This window comes from Mesobacillus boroniphilus, assembly GCF_018424685.1.
Lineage (GTDB): Bacteria > Bacillota > Bacilli > Bacillales > Cytobacillaceae > Mesobacillus > Mesobacillus boroniphilus_A.
Genome location: NZ_QTKX01000001.1, coordinates 2,284,854 through 2,307,082 on the forward strand (window position 1 = coordinate 2,284,854; position 22,229 = coordinate 2,307,082).

General features: G+C 43.7%; 16 protein-coding genes, 1 tRNA gene and 1 other annotated feature. Of the genes, 1 reads left to right on the forward strand and 16 read right to left on the reverse strand.

Going from position 1 to position 22,229, the window contains the following annotated elements; all coding sequences use genetic code 11:
* Positions 1–14 precede the first annotated feature (14 nt).
* Positions 15–1,361: a glutamyl-tRNA reductase gene (gene hemA / locus DYI25_RS11725; RefSeq protein WP_213368906.1), complete on the reverse strand. Its 1,347-nt coding sequence runs from the start codon at positions 1,359–1,361 to the stop codon at positions 15–17.
* A gap of 258 nt (positions 1,362–1,619) precedes the next feature.
* Here hemA and DYI25_RS11730 point away from each other — a divergent pair, with 258 nt between their 5' ends.
* Positions 1,620–2,105: a LiaI-LiaF-like domain-containing protein gene (locus tag DYI25_RS11730; RefSeq protein ID WP_213368907.1), complete on the forward strand. Its 486-nt coding sequence runs from the start codon at positions 1,620–1,622 to the stop codon at positions 2,103–2,105.
* A gap of 123 nt (positions 2,106–2,228) precedes the next feature.
* Here the strand turns inward: DYI25_RS11730 and yihA are convergent, their stop codons facing one another.
* The 15 genes from yihA to DYI25_RS11805 all read right to left on the reverse strand — a co-directional run bounded on the left by yihA (position 2,229) and on the right by DYI25_RS11805 (position 22,108).
* The gene (yihA, locus tag DYI25_RS11735; protein ID WP_213368908.1) at positions 2,229–2,813 is read right to left on the reverse strand and encodes a ribosome biogenesis GTP-binding protein YihA/YsxC; all 585 of its coding nucleotides are present in this window, start codon (positions 2,811–2,813) and stop codon (positions 2,229–2,231) included.
* Positions 2,810–5,137 (reverse strand): endopeptidase La, encoded by a 2,328-nt coding sequence (gene lon / locus DYI25_RS11740; RefSeq protein ID WP_213368911.1) that lies wholly within the window; start codon positions 5,135–5,137, stop codon positions 2,810–2,812. The genes yihA and lon overlap by 4 nt, the downstream gene beginning before the upstream one ends.
* A 404-nt stretch (positions 5,138–5,541) precedes the next feature.
* On the reverse strand, positions 5,542–7,209 hold the full coding sequence (gene lonB / locus DYI25_RS11745; RefSeq protein WP_213368914.1) for an ATP-dependent protease LonB: 1,668 nt from the start codon (positions 7,207–7,209) through the stop codon (positions 5,542–5,544).
* Between the two features lie 447 nt (positions 7,210–7,656).
* Positions 7,657–8,919 carry an ATP-dependent protease ATP-binding subunit ClpX gene (gene clpX / locus DYI25_RS11750; RefSeq protein WP_213368916.1) on the reverse strand — a complete coding sequence of 421 codons (1,263 nt, stop codon included), beginning with the start codon at positions 8,917–8,919 and terminating at the stop codon, positions 7,657–7,659.
* A gap of 332 nt (positions 8,920–9,251) precedes the next feature.
* Positions 9,252–10,541, reverse strand: coding sequence for a trigger factor (gene tig / locus DYI25_RS11755; RefSeq protein WP_213368918.1), 1,290 nt, complete (start codon positions 10,539–10,541; stop codon positions 9,252–9,254).
* A 158-nt stretch (positions 10,542–10,699) separates the two neighbouring features.
* The gene (locus DYI25_RS11760; RefSeq protein WP_213368919.1) at positions 10,700–11,722 is read right to left on the reverse strand and encodes a tetratricopeptide repeat protein; all 1,023 of its coding nucleotides are present in this window, start codon (positions 11,720–11,722) and stop codon (positions 10,700–10,702) included.
* A gap of 133 nt (positions 11,723–11,855) precedes the next feature.
* Entirely contained in the window at positions 11,856–12,452 is a 597-nt protein-coding gene (gene leuD / locus DYI25_RS11765) for a 3-isopropylmalate dehydratase small subunit (RefSeq protein ID WP_213368920.1), read from the reverse strand.
* Positions 12,453–12,720: 268 nt separating this feature from the next.
* Positions 12,721–14,130: a 3-isopropylmalate dehydratase large subunit gene (leuC, locus tag DYI25_RS11770; protein ID WP_213368921.1), complete on the reverse strand. Its 1,410-nt coding sequence runs from the start codon at positions 14,128–14,130 to the stop codon at positions 12,721–12,723.
* A gap of 114 nt (positions 14,131–14,244) precedes the next feature.
* The gene (gene leuB, locus DYI25_RS11775) at positions 14,245–15,357 is read right to left on the reverse strand and encodes a 3-isopropylmalate dehydrogenase (RefSeq protein ID WP_213368922.1); all 1,113 of its coding nucleotides are present in this window, start codon (positions 15,355–15,357) and stop codon (positions 14,245–14,247) included.
* A gap of 33 nt (positions 15,358–15,390) precedes the next feature.
* A complete protein-coding gene (locus DYI25_RS11780) occupies positions 15,391–16,929 on the reverse strand; it encodes a 2-isopropylmalate synthase (RefSeq protein WP_213368924.1) in 1,539 nt (512 codons plus the stop codon).
* Complete coding sequence (gene ilvC / locus DYI25_RS11785) at positions 16,916–17,938, reverse strand: ketol-acid reductoisomerase (RefSeq protein ID WP_213368926.1); 1,023 nt, start codon at positions 17,936–17,938, stop codon at positions 16,916–16,918. Before ilvC ends, DYI25_RS11780 begins: the two co-directional genes overlap by 14 nt.
* A gap of 187 nt (positions 17,939–18,125) precedes the next feature.
* Positions 18,126–18,641 (reverse strand): acetolactate synthase small subunit, encoded by a 516-nt coding sequence (ilvN, locus tag DYI25_RS11790; protein ID WP_213368929.1) that lies wholly within the window; start codon positions 18,639–18,641, stop codon positions 18,126–18,128.
* Entirely contained in the window at positions 18,638–20,347 is a 1,710-nt protein-coding gene (gene ilvB, locus DYI25_RS11795) for an acetolactate synthase large subunit (RefSeq protein WP_213368932.1), read from the reverse strand. The genes ilvN and ilvB overlap by 4 nt, the downstream gene beginning before the upstream one ends.
* Before the next feature lie 86 nt (positions 20,348–20,433).
* Positions 20,434–20,687, reverse strand: a binding site (T-box leader).
* Between the two features lie 56 nt (positions 20,688–20,743).
* Positions 20,744–21,646, reverse strand: coding sequence for a branched-chain-amino-acid transaminase (gene ilvE / locus DYI25_RS11800; protein ID WP_213368935.1), 903 nt, complete (start codon positions 21,644–21,646; stop codon positions 20,744–20,746).
* A 385-nt stretch (positions 21,647–22,031) separates the two neighbouring features.
* A tRNA-Arg gene (locus tag DYI25_RS11805) sits at positions 22,032–22,108 on the reverse strand.
* Between the last annotated feature and the right edge of the window lie 121 nt (positions 22,109–22,229).

Consider the following 22,229-nt stretch of genomic DNA (forward strand, 5'->3'; position numbering starts at 1 on the left):
GGGCACTACCTCTCTTACGGCTGAAAAGAAGCCTGAGGCGAAGGAACTTTTACCGGCTTGGTTTCAGCTGTTTTCATTCCTTCTTGTTCAGCGACGAGCTGTTCAATATTGAAAATCTTCACGAATAGATCGAGTGCTTCATCTGCATCAGGACCAGCTGCAAGCTCTTTCGCCTGAAGGACTGGATCTTTTAGGAGCTGGTTGATGATGCTCTTTGTATGCTTGTTAAGAACTTTTATATCACGATCAGATAGATGTGGCAGTTTTCGTTCGATACTGTTCATCGTCTCTTCCTGGATTGCAAGCGCCTTTACCCTCAATGCAGAAATGACCGGAACGACACCAAGCGTATTAAGCCACTGTTTGAATTGGACTATCTCACTTTCAATCATGATAAGAATTTTCTCTGCTGCCTTCTGGCGTTCCTGCAGATTTGCTTCAACAATGCCCTCTAGATCATCGATATCATAAAGAAATACATTTTCTAAAGTCGCAATTTCCGGATCAAGATCACGAGGAACAGCAATATCCACCATGAATAATGGTTTTCCTTTTCGCTTTTGCTCGACCTTTGCCATCATATCCTTTGTGACGACAAAGTCCTTCGCACCTGTTGAACTGATGAGAATATCTGCATCCACAAGCGCAGTTTTAAGCTCATCCAAAGTTTTGGCCATGCCGGAGAAACGGTTAGCCAAATCCTCAGCTTTCTGGTAAGTACGGTTGATGACCGTCACCTTCTTCGCTCCATTTGCATGAAGGTTCTGGATCGCCAGCTCGCCCATCTTCCCGGCACCAAGGATCAGGACATGTTTCTGGTCCAGGGTGCCGAAAATCTTTTTGGCAAGCTCAACTGCAGCGTAGCTTACAGAAACAGCATTCGCACCGATATCTGTTTCGGAATGGCCGCGCTTGGCAATAGTGACTGCCTGTTTGAACAACTGATTGAAGACGGTCCCAGTCGTGTTCCTTTCCAGGCCAAGCATGAAGCTTGAACGCACTTGTCCAAGGATTTGAGTTTCACCCAACACCATGGAGTTCAATCCGCAGGAAACTTTAAATAAATGTTCAATTGCCCCATCTTGTTCATAGATGAACAGGAAGGGCGTAAATTCTGCCTGAGGGATCCCGAACCATTCAGATAAGAATTCTTTGATATAATATCTGCCTGTATGAAGCTGGTCCACGACAGCATATATTTCTGTACGGTTACAAGTTGATACGATGACATTCTCAAGAATGCTCTTCTTTCCTTGAAGCGCACTCATCGCTTCTCCAAGATTCGCCTCGTTGAATGTCAATCTTTCGCGGATTTCGACAGGGGCAGTTTTATAGTTAAGACCTACAACGATAATATGCATTATTAATTGACACCCCCACAATAGAAATTGCATAATTGGCTAAGGTAATTATACATGAGGTTATTTCCCTTTTTATGTTGTAAATGTGAACAACTTTTGAAAAAACATATATAAATAGTAATGATTAAATTGAACGATCTCTTCTGTCTGTTTGTTATACTTTTATACTATATAAAAAGCAAATAAACATACTCCCTAATGTACCTTATCAAAGTTTGTCCTTTAATTCAAGTGAGCCTTTCTGGAAGTGGTGAAAGAATGAAAAATCAGAGAATTATACCAGGAATGATATTAATCGGATTTGGAATCTATTTTTATCTTCAGCAGGAAAATGTTTCGTTGTTTAATGAATTTTATACGTGGCCGACACTTTTGATCATTGTCGGTGTCGCCTTTTTAGTTCAGGGATACTGGGGTAAGGATTATGAAGCCATCTTCCCAGGTGTGATTCTCGTTGGCTTCGGTGTCCACTTTCATGTGGTCAATAAATTCGAGCTTTGGCCAGATCACCTGGGAGCTTTCATTTTAATCATTGCACTTGGCTTTTTGCTGCGATATCAGAAAACAGGCAACGGCTTGTTCCACGGTGTCCTCTTTCTCATTTTAGCAGGATTGCTGTTGTTTTATGACAGATTCACCGAATGGCTTGGTTTGTTGGAAAATGGAGTTTCGACAGCATGGAGATTTTGGCCGGCGGCATTGATACTTATTGGTGTTTACCTGTTATTTATTAAAAAGAAATAAGAATAGCTCAAGCGCTGGAGCTAGACGCGAATATTAGTTCAAAAAGTATATCCTAAAAGTAAGAAAACCCGCACCGGTATCATCTACGGTGCGGGTTTCTTATTGACCTCTATTGACAACAGCTTATTTCATGAAACTCCCTAATACTGACCAGGTTTTATCTTTCCCTTCACCTGTTTCTGAGGAGAAAAGGATGATTGTATCGTCCGGGTCTAAATCAAGTGTTTCTTTTGTAATCTTCAAGTGCTTTTGCCACTTTGATTTTGGAATTTTATCGGCTTTGGTAGCAATGATAATTACCGGGATTCCATAATGCTTGAGAAAATCATACATCATCACATCGTCCTTTGAAGGCGGGTGCCTCAGGTCAACGATCATCAGCATCGCTTTCAATTGTTCTCGTGAAGTAATATAAGTTTCGATCATCTTGCCCCAAGCTTCACGTTCCGACTTGGAAACCTTCGCATACCCGTATCCTGGAACGTCAACAAAATGAAGCATTTCATTGATTAAGTAAAAATTCAAGGTCTGTGTCTTTCCTGGCTTGGAAGACGTCCGGGCCAAGCTTTTTCGATTTAACATTTTATTGATAAAAGAAGATTTGCCAACATTTGACCGGCCCGCAAGGGCGAACTCAGGAAGATTGCCTTCCGGATACTGGTTCGGCCTTACAGCGCTGATCACGATTTCTGCACTATTTACTTTCATTGAGAATCACCACTCGCAAGAGCGTGCTTCAATACTTCATCTACATGGGAAACTAACACAAATTCAAGCTCCTTACGTACACTTTCAGGAATATCATCAATATCTTTTTCATTATCTTTTGGACAAATAACCTTTGTGAGGCCTGCTCTGTGGGCACTTAAAGATTTTTCCTTAAGGCCGCCAATTGGCAATACACGTCCTCTAAGTGTTATTTCCCCCGTCATTCCTACTTCCCTGCGGATCGGCTTTCCTGATAGAGCAGATACGAGTGCTGTAGCAATGGTAATTCCTGCTGAAGGGCCGTCTTTTGGCACAGCGCCTTCGGGAACGTGAATATGGATATCATTCTTCTCATGGAAATCAGGATCAATGTCCAGATCCTTCGCTTTTGAACGCACATAGCTGAAGGCAGCCTGTGCAGATTCCTTCATGACATCCCCAAGTTTACCAGTAAGGACGAGCTTTCCTTTTCCTGGTGACAGGGAAACCTCAATCTGGAGCGTGTCACCACCGACTGTTGTATAAGCCAGTCCTGTAGCCACGCCAACCTGGTCTTCCAATTCAGCCTGTCCATATCTGAACTTAGGCTTGCCAAGGAACTCTTCAACATTCTTGGCATTTACGATAACACGCTTTTTCTCACCCGACACAACAATTTTTGCTGTTTTCCTGCAGACTGCAGCAAGCTGTCTTTCAAGTGAACGAACACCAGATTCACGTGTATAATAACGAATCACCTTCGTGATTGCTTCATCCTTTATTTGAAGCTGGGACTTGGACAAGCCATGGTCCTTGATTTGCCTTGGCAGAAGATGGTCCTTGGCAATATGAAGTTTTTCCTGTTCTGTGTAGCCTGCGATATTAATAATCTCCATCCTGTCTAGCAATGGGCCGGGAACAGTGGAAAGATTATTGGCTGTCGCGATGAACATTACTTTTGAAAGGTCATATGACTCTTCAATGTAATGGTCGCTAAAATTATGGTTTTGCTCTGGGTCGAGCACTTCAAGCATCGCTGAAGACGGGTCGCCACGGAAATCGTTAGACATTTTATCGATTTCATCGAGAAGGAACACAGGGTTGATCGTTCCTGCTTTCTTCATTCCCTGGATCACCCGTCCGGGCATAGCACCGACATAAGTCCTTCTGTGACCGCGAATTTCCGATTCATCACGAACACCGCCTAAAGAAACTCTTACAAAATTGCGGTTTAGTGATTTAGCGATCGACCTGGCCAAACTCGTTTTACCGACTCCTGGAGGTCCAGCCAGACATAGGATTGGTCCTTTCAATGAGTTGGTCAGCTTCTGGACTGCTAGATACTCAAGAACCCTTTCCTTTACCTTTTCGAGTCCATAATGATCCTTCTCAAGGATTTTTTCCGCCTTGCTGATATCCAGATCATCCTCTGTCGCCTTTGACCATGGCAAAGCAACAAGCCATTCAATATAATTCCGAATAACAGCACTTTCGGCAGAAGTCGTCGGAACTTTTTCATAACGGTCGAGTTCCTTCAACGCAGTTTCCTTTACATGGTCAGGCATTCCGGCAAGCTCGATTTTTTCGGTAAGCTCAGAAATTTCTCCTGTCTTCCCTTCTTTTTCACCAAGCTCCTTCTGGATCGCCTTCATCTGTTCACGCAGATAATATTCCTTTTGCGTACGTTCCATTGAACGCTTTACACGCTGGCCAATCTTTTTCTCGAGGCCCAGCACTTCTTTTTCATTATGGATGATTTCGATGACACGATTCATCCGTTCCTTAATCTCAATCGTCTCGAGAATTTCCTGCTTCTCCTTAAGCTTGAGAGGAAGATGGGAGGCGATGATATCCGCCATTCTGCCCGGCTCTTCAATATCAGAAACAGATGCATACGTTTCCGCAGAAATCTTCTTGGACATTTTTATGTATTGTTCGAAATACTCAAGCATTGTCCTCATCAACGCTTCATCTTCGACATCCTTAGATTCATCGTCTTCGAAGGTTCTTACCTTACAGGAAAAATGGTCATTCTCATCAAAAATTTCAACAATTTCAGCTCTGGACAATCCTTCAACTAACACGCGGATCGTTCCGTTCGGGAGCTTCAGCATTTGCTTAACGCGAGTCAATGTACCCATCTGGTACAAATCTTCCTCGCCTGGTTCATCTATGGATATATCCTTTTGGGTTGTGAGATAAATTAAATGGTCATCCACCATTGCCTTCTCCAAAGCCTGTACCGATTTTTCGCGGCCTACATCCAAATGCAGAACCATCGTCGGATATACAAGCAAACCGCGCAGCGGCAGGAGAGGGACAGTGTGCTCATTCTTATTCGCCATGACATTGCACCTCCAACATGCGTTGTTTCTAACCATAAGTATAATACTTTGTTGTTCAATTCTATCGTATTTGTTTTCAAGTGTCTAATATCAAGAGCAGTTAGCCTTGTTTTGCCTCATTGATTAGTATCCTGATATTTATGTGAAAATATGTCCATATCTGAAGTTACTTTCAAAAGCAAACAGAAGTTTATTTTTTGGAATAAATAGACCTTCAGTCCGATCCCCTTCATTACACCCTCTTTCCTTTTTCAGGGAAAAATAAACCCTTTTTGCTCCGAGAGTTACTTTACGATTTACTGTTATTGAATTAAACCTTGTTGTTGATTTCCGCTACCGTGTAAACCTTAGTATGAAAAAAAGCCTAAAAAAAGAACGCTGGCAAGCGTTCTTTTTTCATCAGTCTAGCTCGTCTCTTTTGCCGTTAGGTCACTGGCAGCCTTGATGATTTGCTCCATTGGATGATCTTTTTCAAGAGCAATTTCAAAAACTTCATTCAGGTGTGTGACTGGAATGATTTCTATACCTTTGATTTCATTAAGGATGGTCTGCACATTTTCCTTTGGAATGATTACCTTCTTGGCACCTGCTTTTTTTGCTGCCTTTACCTTTGGATAGACTCCTCCAATCGGCTTCACATTCCCGTGGATACTGATTTCTCCTGTCATTGCAACTGTATTGTCCATCGGAATTTTATAGATGGCTGAATAAATACCCGTCGCCATAGCGATTCCGGCAGATGGCCCATCGATCGGAGTACCACCCGGGAAATTCACATGGATATCAAATTCATCAGCTGGAACGCCCATTGACCTGAGAACAGTGATGACATTTTCAATTGATCCGCGCGCCATGCTCTTTCTCCTGATTGATTTCCCCTGGCTTCCGATGCTTTCTTCATCGACGATTCCCGTAATATTGATGGATCCTTTTTCCTTCGCCTTTATGACTGTCACTTCGATTTCAAGTAATGCACCTGTATTAGGACCATAAACAGCCAGTCCATTGACAAGTCCCACCGCTGACTTCTCATTGATCTTTCTTTCCATTCTTGGTGTCAGCTGGCTTGAATGGACGACCCATTCAATTTCCTCTTCTTTAATGTAGGTACGTTCGTCTGTGATTGCCAATCCTGCAGCAATCTGCACCATATTAACGGCTTCACGGCCATTTCGCGCATAATTTGACAAGATTTCAATCGCTTTTTCACTCATAGTCAGTTCTACTTTTTCAGCTGCATTCCTGGCTACTTCTGAAATTTCCTCCTGGGTTAACTCACGGAAAAATACTTCCATACATCTAGACCTGATTGCTGGAGGGATTTCACTGGGAGTTCTTGTCGTCGCGCCTACTAGGCGGAAGTCTGCCGGGAACCCATTTTTGAAGATGTCGTGGATATGGCTCGGGATTTGCGTGTTTTCTTCATTATAATATGCACTCTCTAAAAACACTTTCCTATCTTCCAGTACTTTTAAAAGCTTGTTCATCTGGATTGGGTGCAGTTCCCCAATCTCATCAATGAATAATACTCCTCCATGGGCATTGGTTACAGCACCCTGTTTTGGCTGAGGAATACCAGCCTGCCCCATTGCACCGGCACCTTGATAGATCGGATCATGAACAGAACCGATTAACGGGTCAGCAATTCCTCTCTCATCAAACCTCGCCGTCGTAGCATCCAGTTCAACAAATACTGAAGATTTTTTGAAGGGGGATTTTTGGTTTTGCTTTGCTTCTTCTAACACGAGCCTGGCCGCAGCGGTTTTTCCTACTCCCGGCGGCCCATAAATGATAACATGCTGCGGATTAGGTCCACATAACGCAGCTTTTAGCGCTTTGATTCCATCTTCCTGTCCGACAATGTCCTTGAAGCTTGATGGCCTGACTTTTTCAGCTAGCGGTTCACTCAGGGAGACCGATCTCATCTTCCTTAACTGTTCCATTTCCTTTCGGGATTCCCTATCAATTGATACCTTTTGCGTCCGCTGATTTCTAAGTAAATTCCAGAAATACAGCCCGATGATGATTCCGAAAAATAGCTGTATGAACAAGGCGATTCCGGTCCAACTCAATTTACATTCCCTCCCGTAAGTTGATACTATTGGCTTTAACCTAGTATCCCCCCGAGAGTGTTGGAATAAACAATATTTTCAAGTGAATTTTTCCACTTGCAATGACTATAGTTTGATAGGGAATTAATGAATTTCTGCCAACACGACCAAAGGTTTTCTCTAGTTCTGACAGCTTTTCCTCTTTTAACACTAAACCTGTCTGAAGTTAACTCTGGTTTTGGCAACTTTCCCCCTTTAACACCAAACTTGCCCAAAGTTACCTTTTGTTCTGACAGCATTTCCTCCTTTTACATGAAACCTGTCCGAAGTTAACTCTGGTTTTGGCAACTTTCCTCTTTTTACATTAACCTGTCCGAAGTTGGCCCTGGTTTTTCCAGCAACCTTAACTTTAGAATGGGGTCTTATAAACTAAAAAAATCCCGGTGAAAAATCACCGGGATTTGTGAATTAAGCTGAATTTCTTTCGTCTTTCAGGACAGTACCGTCCTCTAGCACTAGCTTTGGCGGCATGTTGTTTTCGACTGTTTCCTTTGTGATGATACATTTAACGATATCTTCACGGGATGGAAGGTCGAACATGACATCCAGCATGATGCCTTCGATGATTGAACGAAGTCCGCGGGCACCAGTCTTGCGCTCAATTGCCTTTTTGGCAATTTCAATGAGTGCATCGTCTTCGAATTCAAGCTCGACATCATCTAGATTAAGCATTTTTTGATACTGTTTTACTAGAGCATTCTTCGGTTTTGTCAGGATTTCGACTAGCGCTTCTTCATCAAGCGGAGTCAAGCTGGCAATGACTGGAAGACGGCCGATGAATTCAGGGATCAACCCGAATTTAAGTAGATCTTCAGGAAGGACTTTTGACAACAATTCCTTCTTGTCTAAGTCTTCCTCTTTCTTTTCAGAGCCAAAGCCAATTACTTTCTGGCCCAGGCGACGCTTGATGATTTGCTCGATACCATCGAAAGCACCACCGCAAATGAACAGGATATTCGTTGTATCAATTTGGATGAATTCTTGGTGAGGATGCTTTCGTCCACCTTGTGGCGGTACGCTCGCAACCGTTCCTTCAAGAATTTTCAAGAGCGCCTGCTGTACGCCTTCACCGGAAACATCTCTAGTAATAGAAGGGTTTTCGGATTTTCTTGCGATTTTATCGATTTCATCGATATAGATGATTCCTTTTTCAGCCTTTTCCACATCGTAATCAGCCGACTGGATTAACTTCAAAAGGATGTTTTCTACGTCTTCACCGACATACCCTGCTTCTGTTAATGATGTAGCATCCGCGATTGCGAACGGTACATTGAGAATACGGGCTAAAGTTTGGGCTAGCAAAGTTTTACCACTGCCTGTAGGCCCGATCATCGCAATATTACTTTTTGAAAGTTCAACATCATCAATCTTGCTGTTTGAGTTGATACGCTTATAGTGGTTGTAAACGGCTACAGATAAGTTCTTCTTAGCCTGGTCCTGACCAATTACATACTCATTAAGAATATCGCGGATTTCCTGTGGTTTTGGAACATCCTTAAACTCAACTTCTTCTTCAGTGCCAAGTTCTTCTTCAACGATTTCTGTACATAATTCAATACACTCGTCACAGATATAGACGCCTGGCCCTGCTACCAATTTGCGGACTTGATCCTGCGTCTTGCCGCAGAAAGAACATTTAAGCTGTCCTTTTTCATCATTAAATTTGAACAATGCCTTCACCCCTTGAGAACTTCTAAACATATATAAAGCTGCGATTCATAAGCAAACGATCAGTTAAGTAACAGTTTTTCTGCTGTTTTTCGAGCAGGTATGTATTGCATTGTATCACATTTTGCCAGGGTACAGGAAATAATAACCCTCGGCCATTTCAGTTTCGAGCTTATGAATCGAAAAAAAATATGTACTAAATCATCTTATCCATAAATCAAGCCATTAAATCGACTTATAAGAAATTGCTAAAAAATTATGTATGTATATTGGTGTTAATTGTAGAAAACAAGGCACGATTTACTCGCGCCTTGTTTCTATATATCCTAATTCTATTATGCAACAGTTTTGCTGTTTTCTACAAGGAAATCAACTGCTTTTTTAAGTTGAAGATCGCCTTTGATTCCTTCAAGGCTTCCGCCTAGTGCTGCTTTGATTTGATCAGCAGTCATATTGTACATTTCAGACATCTTTTCAAGTTCTGCATTTACTTCTTCATCAGTAACTTCGATGTTTTCAGCTTTTGCAATTGCTTCAAGAGTCAGGTTCACACGAACGCGTGTAGCAGCTTCTTCTTTCATTTGTTCGCGAAGAGCAGCTTCGTCCTGTCCAGAGAACTGGTAGTACAGGTCAAGGTTCATGCCTTGCATTTGTAAGCGTTGTTCAAATTCATTCACCATACGGTCGATTTCAGTGTTGATCATCGCTTCAGGAACTTCGATTTCAGCGTTAGCTGCTGCTTTTTCTACAACAGTGTCACGTTCGAAGTGTTCTTTTTGGTGTCCTTTGTCGTGAGCAAGACGATCTTTGATCTTTGTCTTAAGCTCTTCTAAAGTTTCAACTTCTTCATCGGCATCTTTAGCGAACTCATCATCTAGAGCTGGAAGTTCTTTTCCTTTGATTTCGTGAACTTTCACTTTGAAAGTTGCAGGCTTACCAGCAAGTTCAGCTGCATGGTACTCTTCTGGGAAAGAAACCTCTACATCTTTTTCTTCGCCAGTAGCTGTTCCAACTAGCTGTTCTTCAAAACCAGGGATAAATGAACCTGATCCAAGTTCAAGTGCGTAGTTTTCAGCTTTTCCGCCTTCGAAAGCTTCGCCATCAACGAATCCTTCAAAATCGATGACAACACTGTCGCCATTTTCTGCAGTGCCTTCTTCTTTAACAACAAGCTCAACCTGCTTTTCTTGCATTGATTTTAGTTCGTTGTCTACTTCTTCATCTGTTACGTTTGTGTCGAATGCTTCTACTTCAAGTCCTTTGTACTCGCCAAGCTTCACTTCAGGCTTAACTGTTACAGTTGCCTTGATGATCAGGCTCTTGCCCTTTTCGATTTGTTCTACATCGATTTCTGGGCGATCAACTGGCTCGATTCCAGTTTCGTCGATTGCATTTGCATATGCTTCTGGAAGAAGAATATCAATTGCATCCTGATATAAAGACTCTACGCCGAAACGCTTTTCGAACATTTGGCGAGGCATTTTCCCTTTACGGAATCCTGGTACGTTAATTTGCTTAACGACTTTCTGGAATGCAGCGTCAAGACCTTGGTTGACCTTTTCTGCATCTACTTCAATTGTTAGAACCGTTTGGTTCCCTTCTCTTTTTTCTACCTTTGCAGACATATAGTTCCCTCCAACAATAATCTATTGTCATTTTCATTCGACGATGAATACTCTTGTTTTACCAAGCAATATTCCAGATTAAATGTAAAATAGAATGATTTTTACATAATACAACCACTACATTATAACACAGGTTTATTTCGTTTCAACAGCTTGGACTATATTATCGGGTAAGAAATTTCTTCTAACATCCGGATAAAGTCCAGAACCTGTTCCGTCTCCGCAATCTGGCTGTTGTATATTTCAGCAAATGATTCTAGTGGATCTTCAAATCCATAATACTCATTGGCGATGAAATGGCAGGCAGCAGCCCAGGCCGAAGCCTGACCGATTGGCAGTTGGAATGGATAAACTAAAAAGAAATAACGCTCGACCAATCTTTGTACATTTTCAAATAAAACAGGATCATCACTTTCAATCTCACGGCTTAACAGCTGGATAACACCACTTTCCTCAATATAATCCTTCAGTTCAGGTAAGTGTACTGGATTGAACGATTCTGCCCAACCGAATTTGTGTACATGTGTTTCTTCAGCATACTCTTGTTCGTTCAATATATTAAGCAGCATTGTTTTTAAGAAAGGATGGCCTTCTTCTGACGCAACATACTCTCTTATTTTTATTATATAAGGGCGTATGTTTTCCTTCGCGAGGCCAGCAGCTACCATAACCTGATCGTTCGGATTCTTGTAGTCAAACAGATTAAGCTCTTCCTCCTCCGGTTCTTCATCAAAACTCTCAACCGGCTCCATTTCTGTTTCACCGTTAAGCATCCGCCTGCCAAATTCAAGCATGCGGATGAAATGCTCATGCTTGTCTGCTGGAATTTCCCGTTCTTCCAGAAGCGCTTCTATAGTCGTAACGACTTCATTGTATTCATTCAATTGGACAAGGATCATTAAATACATGTCAATAACTTGTATATAATCACCCAGTCCGCTTCGGAGCATTTCTGCCACAATTTCCTTCGCCTGATGGGTATTCCCCGCTTCATAATTAGCAAGAACAAGACCAACGTATACTTCACTATTCTCAGGATCATGATCCAAAGCCTGCTCGAGAAATTGAATTGCATCCCTGTACTTTTGCTGTTTCAAATAATCCAGGCCCTTTTCCAACAGACGCTTTTCCAGACCGGGAAACAGGATCACATTATCCTTTTTTGATTCCCGTTTATCCATAAACATACACCCTTACTTTTATTAGTTAACTCTATTGATTTCCGTTAGCTTTTTTAGAAAGTTTAGCACGAATCCCTGAAAAAACAAAAAGATTCACAAGCAAGGCCTGTGAATCAATCGAATTTTTATGAAATTAGATCACTTTTTCTATATGCTTCTCTTCATATTCTTTGATATTGCCTTCAAGCTGGAGCGTTAGTTCAATCTCATCCCAGCCATTGAGGAGCATATTATACCAATATGGAGAGATATCAAACTCTGCTTTGAAGCCCACGTTGTCATAAACCACCTTCTGTTCTAGTGAAACCGCCAGTTCATACGCCTGACCGCTTGCTTTGTTAAGCAAATAGGAAACGTCTTCTTCTGGCAGTACAATCGGGAGAATTCCGTTTTTCAGGCAATTCTGTTTAAAAATATCAGCAAATGACGGGGCGATCAAAACCTTGAATCCGTAATCCAGCAAAGCCCATGGCGCATGCTCCCTTGATGAGCCGCAGCCGAAATTCTCATTTGCTATTAAAATCGTTGCCCCCTCGTTATTCGGGTGGTTGAGCTCGAAGTTTTTATCCAGCTCTCCGTTTGGTTTATAGCGCCAATCGTAGAACAGGTACTGCCCAAAACCCGTTTTTTCGATTCTTTTAAGGAATTGCTTTGGAATGATTTGATCTGTGTCAACATTTGTCCGGTCCATCGCAGCGGCTTTTCCGTTCATTTCTGTAAAACTAGACATTTTAGGCTCCTTTCATCGAAAAAAAAGTTCTTATAAAAAAACTAATTACGGCAAAATGATAATGAAATGACCCGAAATATACCGGTTTCGGGCCATTTTTGCAGCTATAATTATTGCTGGAAAATTATTCTCTTGATAAAGGAGGATATTTGCTCGTTAAAATTTGATAATTGCACCCTTCAAGCCATTAATTGAACCAAAAACTAAATTAATTGCACCGTTAAGCCGCCTAATTGCGCCTTCGTCCTTAATTTGGTAACAAAGGAAGCTAAACGGTAATACCGGCCAATGTCCTTACATCTACAAAACGACCATGAAGAGCAGCAGCAGCTGCCATTGCTGGGCTGACTAAATGGGTGCGTGCTCCGGCTCCCTGTCTGCCCTCAAAGTTGCGGTTTGAAGTGGAAGCACAATGTTCACCAGCTGGCACAATGTCTGCGTTCATACTCAGGCACATACTGCAGCCGGATTCCCTCCATTCAAATCCTGCTTCTATAAATACCTGGGCAATACCTTCTGCTTCAGCTTGCTTCTTGACCTGCTGGGACCCAGGGACGACAATTGCTTCGACTCCAGGAGCCACTTTTTTCCCTTTGATAATTTCGGAGGCTGCCCTGAGATCCTCAATTCTTGAATTCGTGCAGGAGCCAATGAAGACTTTGGTCACATTAATATCTGTGATCAACTGACCTTCCTCCAGCCCCATATAATGGAACGCTCTTTGTACGGACTTCCTTTCTGCCTCAGTCTCACATTCTGCCAGATAAGGTACTCTGTCCGTTACCTGAGCAGTCATCGATGGATTTGTGCCCCAGCTGACCATCGGTGCAATGACATTGCCATCTACCGTAATTTCATTGTCATACACGGCATCTTCATCAGAGGCCAGTTGCTGCCATTCAAGGATTTTATCGAGGAAGACATCACCCTCAGGAACATATTTCCTTCCATTCAGGTAAGCAAAAGTCTTATCATCTGGAGCAACCATTGATGCCTTGGCCCCTCCTTCAATAGACATATTGCAGATTGTCATCCTTTCCTCCATAGACATCTTCTTTATGGCTTCACCGCAAAATTCGATTACGTAACCAGTACCGAAATTGACCCCGTATTTACTGATGATGAACAGGATGAGATCCTTTGCGCTAACGCCTGGTGCAAGCGAGCCTGACACCTCTACCTTCAAGGTTTTGGGTTTTGTCTGCCAGAGTGTTTGAGTTGCCAGGACATGTTCAACCTCACTCGTACCTATGCCGAATGCCAGGGCTCCGAAGGCACCGTGTGTCGAAGTGTGGCTGTCCCCGCACACAATGGTCATCCCTGGCTGTGTCAAGCCTAGTTCAGGTCCGATGACATGGACAATGCCCTGTTCAGGACTGTCGAGGTCAGCCAGTGCAATGCCGAATTCAAGACAATTATCCCTTAAAGTATCCATCTGGTTTTTCGCAACAGGATCATTAATCTCACGCCGGTTGACGGTAGGGACATTGTGGTCCATGGTTGCAAATGTTAAATCTGGCCTCCGGACAGACCGTTTTTTTAGTCTCAGTCCCGAAAAAGCCTGCGGCGATGTTACTTCATGAACAAGATGAAGGTCAATATACATTAGGTCTGGTTTATCTTTTTCCCGATGTACAACATGCTTCTCCCAAATTTTTTCTATGATTGTTTTCCCCAATAATACCCTCCCCTTTTTTAAATCACTTTTCAATCTTGCCTGGCTTCGTAATTATTTCCGGAAGCAAAACCGGCTGCCTATTCAAAACAGCCGATTGTATAAATTCCTTTTTTATTATGCGTAAGCACTCATGATATTCAGGATTGCTTCATTGTCCAGCAAAACCGCTTTGATTTCTTCAACCATTCCTTCAGTTGTTAAGAATGGGGTGCCGAATAAGGCAATGTCACGGGTTCTGCTGCCAGCGTCCAACACCTGCTTTACCGCATTCTCGATTGCTTCAGCCTCTTCTTCAAGACCAAAGGACAGTCGAAGCATCATTGCTGCTGAAAGGATCATCGCGATTGGATTAGCCGCGTTCATACCAGCGATATCTGGTGCAGAACCATGGATCGGCTCATACAGATATGGTCCTGCAACGGAAACACTGGCTGAAGGCAGCATGCCAAGCGAGCCCGTCAGCACGGATGCTTCATCGCTCAAAATATCACCAAACATATTCTCGGTGACCAGCACATCGAACTGGCGCGGATTCTTGATTAGCTGCATAGCCGCATTATCGACCAGCATATGGTCGAGTTGGACTTCAGGATAATCCTTCGCCACCTCTTCTGCTGTTTCCCGCCACATTCGGCTCGATTCCAAAACATTTGCTTTATCCACAGAAGTAACTTTGCCTCTCCTTCTTGTGGCCAGCTCAAATGCATAACGGATGACTCTCTCAATCTCGTTTTTCTGGTAAAACAATGTATCTACTACAGAAGCCTCGCCTTTCTGAACAGTTCTCTCACTCGGCTTTCCAAAGTAAAGCCCGCCGGTCAATTCCCTGACCACTACCATGTCGACTCCTTCAACGATTTCCTTGCGAAGGGGTGAGATCCCGGAAATACTGGAGTAGTATTGAACCGGCCGTACGTTTGCATACAACCCGAGTTCTTTCCGGATTTTCAATAGTCCTTTTTCAGGGCGAATATGTCCAGGCATCTGATCCCACTTAGGGCCCCCCACAGCCCCTAACAGGACAGCATCACTGACCTTACAGAGATCGAGTGTGTGTTCCGGGAGCGGGGTTCCAAATTCATCAATTGCTGCCCCGCCGATTTCTCCATAAGTAAAATGGAACTTATGGTTAAAAAGCTCAGCTACTGCCTGGAGGATTGTAACCGCCCCCCTGCTTACTTCTTTGCCTACGCCATCTCCTGGCAGGATTGCGATCCTTTTTTCCATTACATTCGCCTCCGATTTCTTTATCGTATTTGTTTAACCGTTGACTGCAACCTTCTTCGTTTCTTCCATATATAGAACTCTATTAACTGCATTTAAGTAGGCTTTTGCTGAAGCTTCAAGGACATCCTGTGCAAGGCCTCTTCCACTCGTCTCGACACCGCCAAAGTCAAGCTTTACATATACCTGGGCCAGGGCATCCCTGCCGGCCCCAACAGACTGAATCCTGTAGTCAAGCAAGCTAGCTTTTTCATCCATACAATTTTCAAGCGTATTATACAAAGCTTCAATACTGCCAGAACCGGTGGACGCTTCCTGGATCTTTTCATTTTGGCAGCCAAAAAGCGTGACTGTCGCGGTCGGCACTTGGTTGGTCCCATACTGGACCTGAATGGAATCAAGACGATAATATTGCTGTTCTTTTGACAGGTTCTCTTCCAGGATGATGGCCACGAGGTCATCATCTGTCATTTCCTTTTTCCTGTCTGCAAGTTCCTTGAAAACGGAAAATAACTTATTGATATCCTGCTCAGGAACCGTCAGCCCAATCTCATTCAACCTGTTGCGGAACGCGTGGCGCCCAGAATGCTTTCCGAGAACCATCGAGTTATTCTGTAATCCAACAAGTTCAGGTGAAATGATTTCGTAGGTTGTTTTCTCCTTCAAAACCCCATCCTGGTGGATTCCTGATTCATGGGCAAATGCATTCCTTCCAACCACGGCTTTATTAGCGGGTACCGCCATTCCAGTCAACTTACTGACAAGGCTGCTCGTTCTGCTAATCTCCTTAAGTTTCAATCCCGTATCCGCCTGGTAAAGATCTTTGCGAATATGAAGTGCAACCGCAAATTCCTCCAGCGCCGCGTTTCCTGCCCGCTCACCTATCCCATTGATCGTTCCTTCAACCTGTGTGGCTCCTGCAGACACAGCTGCGAGCGAATTGGCGATGGACATGCCCAGATCATCATGACAATGTGCTGAAAGTTCGACGTTACTAATAGAAGGAACATGCTCTCGTAAGTAAGTAAATATTTGGCCATACTCCTGCGGTGAAATATAACCGACAGTGTCAGGAATATTGATGACCTTTGCACCAGCTTTGATAACCTCTTCTACGATTTCAGCAAGGAAATCAAGCTCTGTCCGGCATGCATCCTCAGCAGACCATTGAATGACCGGAAACTTGGCTGCCGCATATTTCACAGTTCTTACCGCCGTTTCGATGACCTCAGCTTTTGTCTGCTTCAGCTTGTGGACCCTGTGGATTGGCGAGGTGGCGATGAAGAGGTGAAGCCTCGGCTCTGCTCCCTGCCTCAATGCCTCCCATGCTGCGTCTATATCTGTTAAAACCGATCTTGCCAGTCCTGTAACCGAACACCCTTTGATCTGGCGTGCAATTTCAGCTACTGAAGCAAAGTCTCCTTTAGATGCTGCAGGGAATCCAGCTTCAATTATGTCAACATTCAACCTCTCCAATTGCCTCGCAATCTCAAGCTTTTCGGAAAAATTCAGATTGACCCCGGCTGACTGCTCCCCATCCCTCAATGTCGTATCAAAAATTTTAATTCTTCGCACTGGCAGCCACTTCTCTCTGCTTTTGTTTGTTGACAAACGGCATCATCTTTCTCAGTTCTCTTCCTACCTCTTCAATCTGGTGGCGGTTTTCTTTTTCATTGATGCTATTAAAGACTGGTCTGTTGTTTTCATTTTCAGCAATCCAGCCTTTTGCAAAAGTGCCTTCCTGGATGTCCGTCAGAACCCTTCTCATTTCCTCTTTAACCTGGTCATTTACCACCCTCGGTCCACTGACAAAGTCGCCCCATTGAGCTGTATCAGAAATCGAATAGCGCATTCCTTCGAGTCCGCCTTCATACATCAAATCAACAATCAGCTTCAGTTCATGCATCGTTTCGAAATAAGCCAGTTCCGGCTGGTAGCCAGCCTCGACAAGTGTTTCGAAACCTGCTTTCACGAGTGATGTCAGTCCGCCGCATAACACTGCCTGCTCTCCGAATAAATCCGTTTCAGTTTCTTCTTTGAAGGTTGTTTCAAGTGCCCCGGCTCTCAACGCACCGATTGCTTTCGCGTAAGCCAGCGCAAGTTCCCTTGCCGTCCCCGTTACATCCTGATGGATCGCGAATAGTGCTGGCACTCCTGCTCCTTCTTGGTAAGTCCTTCTGACCAAATGCCCAGGACCCTTTGGTGCGACAAGCAAAACATCACAGCTTTCCGGCGGGACAATCTGGTTAAAATGCACGTTAAAGCCGTGGGCGAACATAAGCGCCTGGCCAGACAGCTGAGGTTCGATTTCATTTTTATACACAGCAGTCTGTCTCTCATCCGGCAAAAGGATCATGACTACATCTGCTGCTGCCACAGCTTCAGCAACTGTTTTAACTTCAAAGCCGTCCTGTTCTGCTTTTTCCCATGACTTCCCTTGCCTTAATCCAATGACAACCTCAACCCCACTGTCGCGAAGATTCTGTGCATGTGCATGGCCCTGTGAGCCGTACCCCACAACTGCTACTCTCTTCCCGTTGAAATAAGCCTCATTCGCATCTCCGTTATAGTACATTTTCGCCATATTACCTCTCCCTTTCTAAAATGAAATTTAGTTTGTATCAAAATAGTTTTCACATTGATTAATGCTCTTCGTGCCAGTTCTTGTATCCGCAATATTAAAGGTATCGGGCTCTTTTCGAGGAAACTTCTGCACAAGATTTTCGTTTATACGTTAAGAAATCAAGCAAGTTTACGAAAAGAGTCCTTTATCACACAAAAGAAAATGATTTTTGCTGGGTACTTCGCTGGTTTCCCCTTGGGAATGCTGTCGTTCCGGTACGTGCCAATTCTCTGATTCCATATGGTTTGATCAAATCGATAAACGCCTCAATCTTTTCCGTTTCACCTGTCAATTGGATGATGATGCTATCCTTGCTGACGTCAATCACCGATGCCCTGAACGGTTCAATGATCGAATAAATTTCTGCTCTGTTGTGTGGAAGGACGGGCACCTTCATGAGAACGAGCTCCCGGGCGACAATCGCCTGGTCACTGATATCTGCTACTTTAAGGACATCAATCTGCTTATTGAGCTGTTTGGTGATTTGTTCGACCATCCCGTCACTCTCCACATGGACAGCACAAGTAATTCTCGAAACTCCCTCTTGCTCGGTTAGGCCTACCGAAATGCTTTCGATATTGTAGTTCCTCTTTGAAAAAAGATTCGTAATCCTGTTAAGTACACCCGGACGGTTCAATACCGTCATCGTTATAATCCTTTTCATTTCTTCACTCCCACCATTTCGTTGATTCCTTTTCCAGGCGCGATCATCGGGTAGACGTTTTCAGCGCCATCCACCCTGAAATCGAGCAGCACCGGCTCTTTGTCATGCAGGACCTGATCCAGAATTAAATGTGCTTCTTCCTCCGAGTGGATTTCAAATCCTTTGATGCCATAAGCCTCTGCCAGTTTTACAAAAGATGGCTGTACCGGATTTTTACTGTGGGAATACCTTTCTTTATAAAAAATTTCCTGCCATTGTCTGACCATTCCAAGCGCTTTGTTGTTAAAAATCGCTATTTTGATCGGCAGCTGAAATTCAGCGATGACCGCCAGCTCCTGCGTTGACATCTGGAAGCCGCCATCTCCGAGAACAGCGACAACACATGCATCTTGATCTGCCAGCTGTGCTCCAATACTTGCCGGAAGTCCAAACCCCATTGTCCCGAGTCCTCCTGAGGTCACCCATCGATCAGCGTGCTGGAGCTGATAATATTGCGCTGCCCACATTTGATGCTGGCCGACATCGGTAACGACAATCGCTTCGCCCGCCGTTTTTTCATAAAGGAGTTCCATAACCTTTTGCGGTTTTAGCGCGTCACTGTTTTCGTAATGATATGGAAAATCCTTTTTCCAGGCTGTTAGCGTTTCTGTCCATTCCTCCTGCACCGGCGGACTGCCTCCCAGTCTGAGCAACTGTCTTAAAGCCTCTCCTGCATCGCCAACGACCGGAATTTGCGTTGGCACATTTTTACCGATTTCTGCTGGGTCGATATCTATATGGGCAACCATTGCTTTTGGAGCGAAATGCTTCAGGTTTCCTGTCAGCCGGTCATCGAATCTTGCTCCGATATTGATCAGCAGGTCGCAATTATAAAGCGCCATGTTTGCTGCATAGCATCCATGCATCCCGGCCATTCCAAGGAACAGATCATGTCCTGCCGGAAAGCCCCCCAACCCCAATAATGTGTGGACAACATGGAGGTTCTGCTGTTCTGCGTATTCTTTTAACAGGCTCGACGCCTTCGCATGGAGGACACCTGCTCCTGCGAGAATGACCGGCCGCTTTGCCCTGCTGACTGCTTCGGACAGTTTTCTTACCTGAAGGAAATTCGGCTCCATTGTAGGCTGGTAACCAGGGAGATGGATTTCCTCCTCAACTGGCACTGCCGCTACACCCGCTGCAAGGTCCTTTGGGAAATCGATGACAACTGGACCAGGTCTTCCGCTTGTCGCAATATAAAATGCTTCCCTGATAATCCGCGGGATGTCTTTAATATCCCTAACTTGATAGTTGTACTTCGTAATAGGAGTAGTGATGCCAAGAATGTCGGCTTCCTGGAAGGCATCTGTACCAATCACCCCTGTCGCGACCTGGCCCGTGATGACTACCAGCGGCAATGAGTCCATCATCGCATCAGCAATGCCGGTGATGATATTGGTCGCTCCCGGTCCAGATGTAGCAATTACTACGCCTGGTTTTCCGCTGATTCTCGCATATCCTTCCGCTGCATGGATCCCTCCCTGTTCATGCCTTGGCAGCACATGAAGAATTTTAGAATCATAGAGCTTGTCGTAAATCGGAAGGACAGCCCCTCCTGGGTAGCCAAAAATAACTTCGACGTTTTCCTTCTCCAGCGCATTAAGCAGCAAATCGGCACCGCTTACTTCACTCGTTTTAGCCTTTGTTTCCTTCAAGGCAGCTTCCATTTATCGAACCTCCAATTTTTGAACTTTCTGTATTTTTTTCAAAATAAAAAAGCCTATCCATCTCCATATGCCTAAGGTTGCCCAGGCAAAGGGATGGAATAGGCTTTATCTCCTTTTTCCACGGTACCACCCTTATTCACGCATGATGCGTGCACTCGTGACAGCTACAGCTGCCGGTTTTGATAACAAGTGCCAAGCACTCGACCAGTTTTACTAAGATTCTTTTCAAACTGGTGCTCCAGGGTGAGTTCATTTATCGCGGCATCACCGGTTTCCAGCTATCCCGGCTCTCTGTTCATGCTGATCGCGATAAATTACTTGTCCCTGTCCTCGCTTTATCCTTATGAAATTAGACTGTTTCGTTGTTGCTTTTCGTATGAAATCTAAATTCTTTAATCAACTGACTTGATGAGCTTTTTCCGGGTAAACCTGGATACCATCTACAACAACTCTTGCCCTGAACTCACGCAGGATATTTTGTGTATGCTGTCCTGGTACTCCATCGCCGATGACTCTGCCATCTACTTTAACGACTGCAATTACTTCTGCTGCAGTCCCGGTAAGGAATACCTCATCGGCTGTGTATACATCATGGCGGGTAAATGGCTCCTCCTTGACCTCGTACCCAAGATTTTTGGCGATCTCAATTACCGCATTCCTGGTGATTCCTTCTAGTGCTCCTACATACCCTGGCGGAGTGAGGAAGCTATTACCTCTTACGATAAAAATATTATCTGCAGAACCTTCAGCAACATAGCCCTGGTCATTTAGCATGAGCGCCTCACTTACATTTGCCAGATGTGCTTCGATTTTTACAAGAACATTATTTAAATAATTCAGTGACTTCACTTTTGGGCTTAAGACATCTGGACGATTCCTTCTTGTTGCGACCGTTACAATATCCAGTCCGCGCTCATATAACTCTTTTGGGAAAATAGCCAGGGGCTCAACAATGACGACCACATTTGCTTTCGGGCATTTATAGGGATCGAGCCCAAGGTCCCCTACACCCCTGGAAACGACGATCCGGATATAAGCATCTCTCAATTGATTCCGTTCCACTGTCTCGACAACCAGGTCAGTGAAATCCTCCTTAGAGTGTGGCATGTTCAGCATGATGGATTTTGCTGACCGGTATAGTCGATCCATATGTTCTTCCATCCTGAAAATATTGCCGCTGTATACCCGTATCCCTTCAAAAATACCGTCTCCGTATAAAAATCCATGATCATATACCGAAACCTTAGCATTTTCCTTGGTGACAAATTCACCGTTTAAGTAGATCCACTGATCGGGCACAATAAACACTCCTTTAATGAATAGACGCTTTAAATTATTAAATTCACGGGTTAAAAAAATACAGTTTTACATTATCCAAAAATTAATATAAAACTATGTGACGCTTTCGATGCATTCAAGTTGTTTTTTTTATTTGAGGATTATCTTACGCCCAATTTTCACCCTCGTCAACACCCTTTTTCTAAATTATTTGATAATTTAGATTAGTTAGTTTATTTGTATACGCTTACATTGTTGATATATTCACATTTATAAAAAAATAAATTTTTTCTTTTAACCCCATATTTTGTCTTCTTTCCCGCGAGTGGGTAAGATCATTATTTTCCGGGGGCAGGACAAAAAAAACTCACCTTTCAAAAAGGTGAGTTAAGGTATGTAGTTTAAATGGCGTCCCAGGAGAGATTCGAACTCCCGACCGTACGCTTAGAAGGCGTATGCTCTATCCAACTGAGCTACTGGGACTTGGTTGTTTTTTAAAGACAAGATTTATTATATTAGGCAAATAACTAAATGTCAATAAAAAATGAAAACTTTTTTTCTGAGGGAAACCTGCTGACTCCCCTCAGAAAATCATTATAGTAGT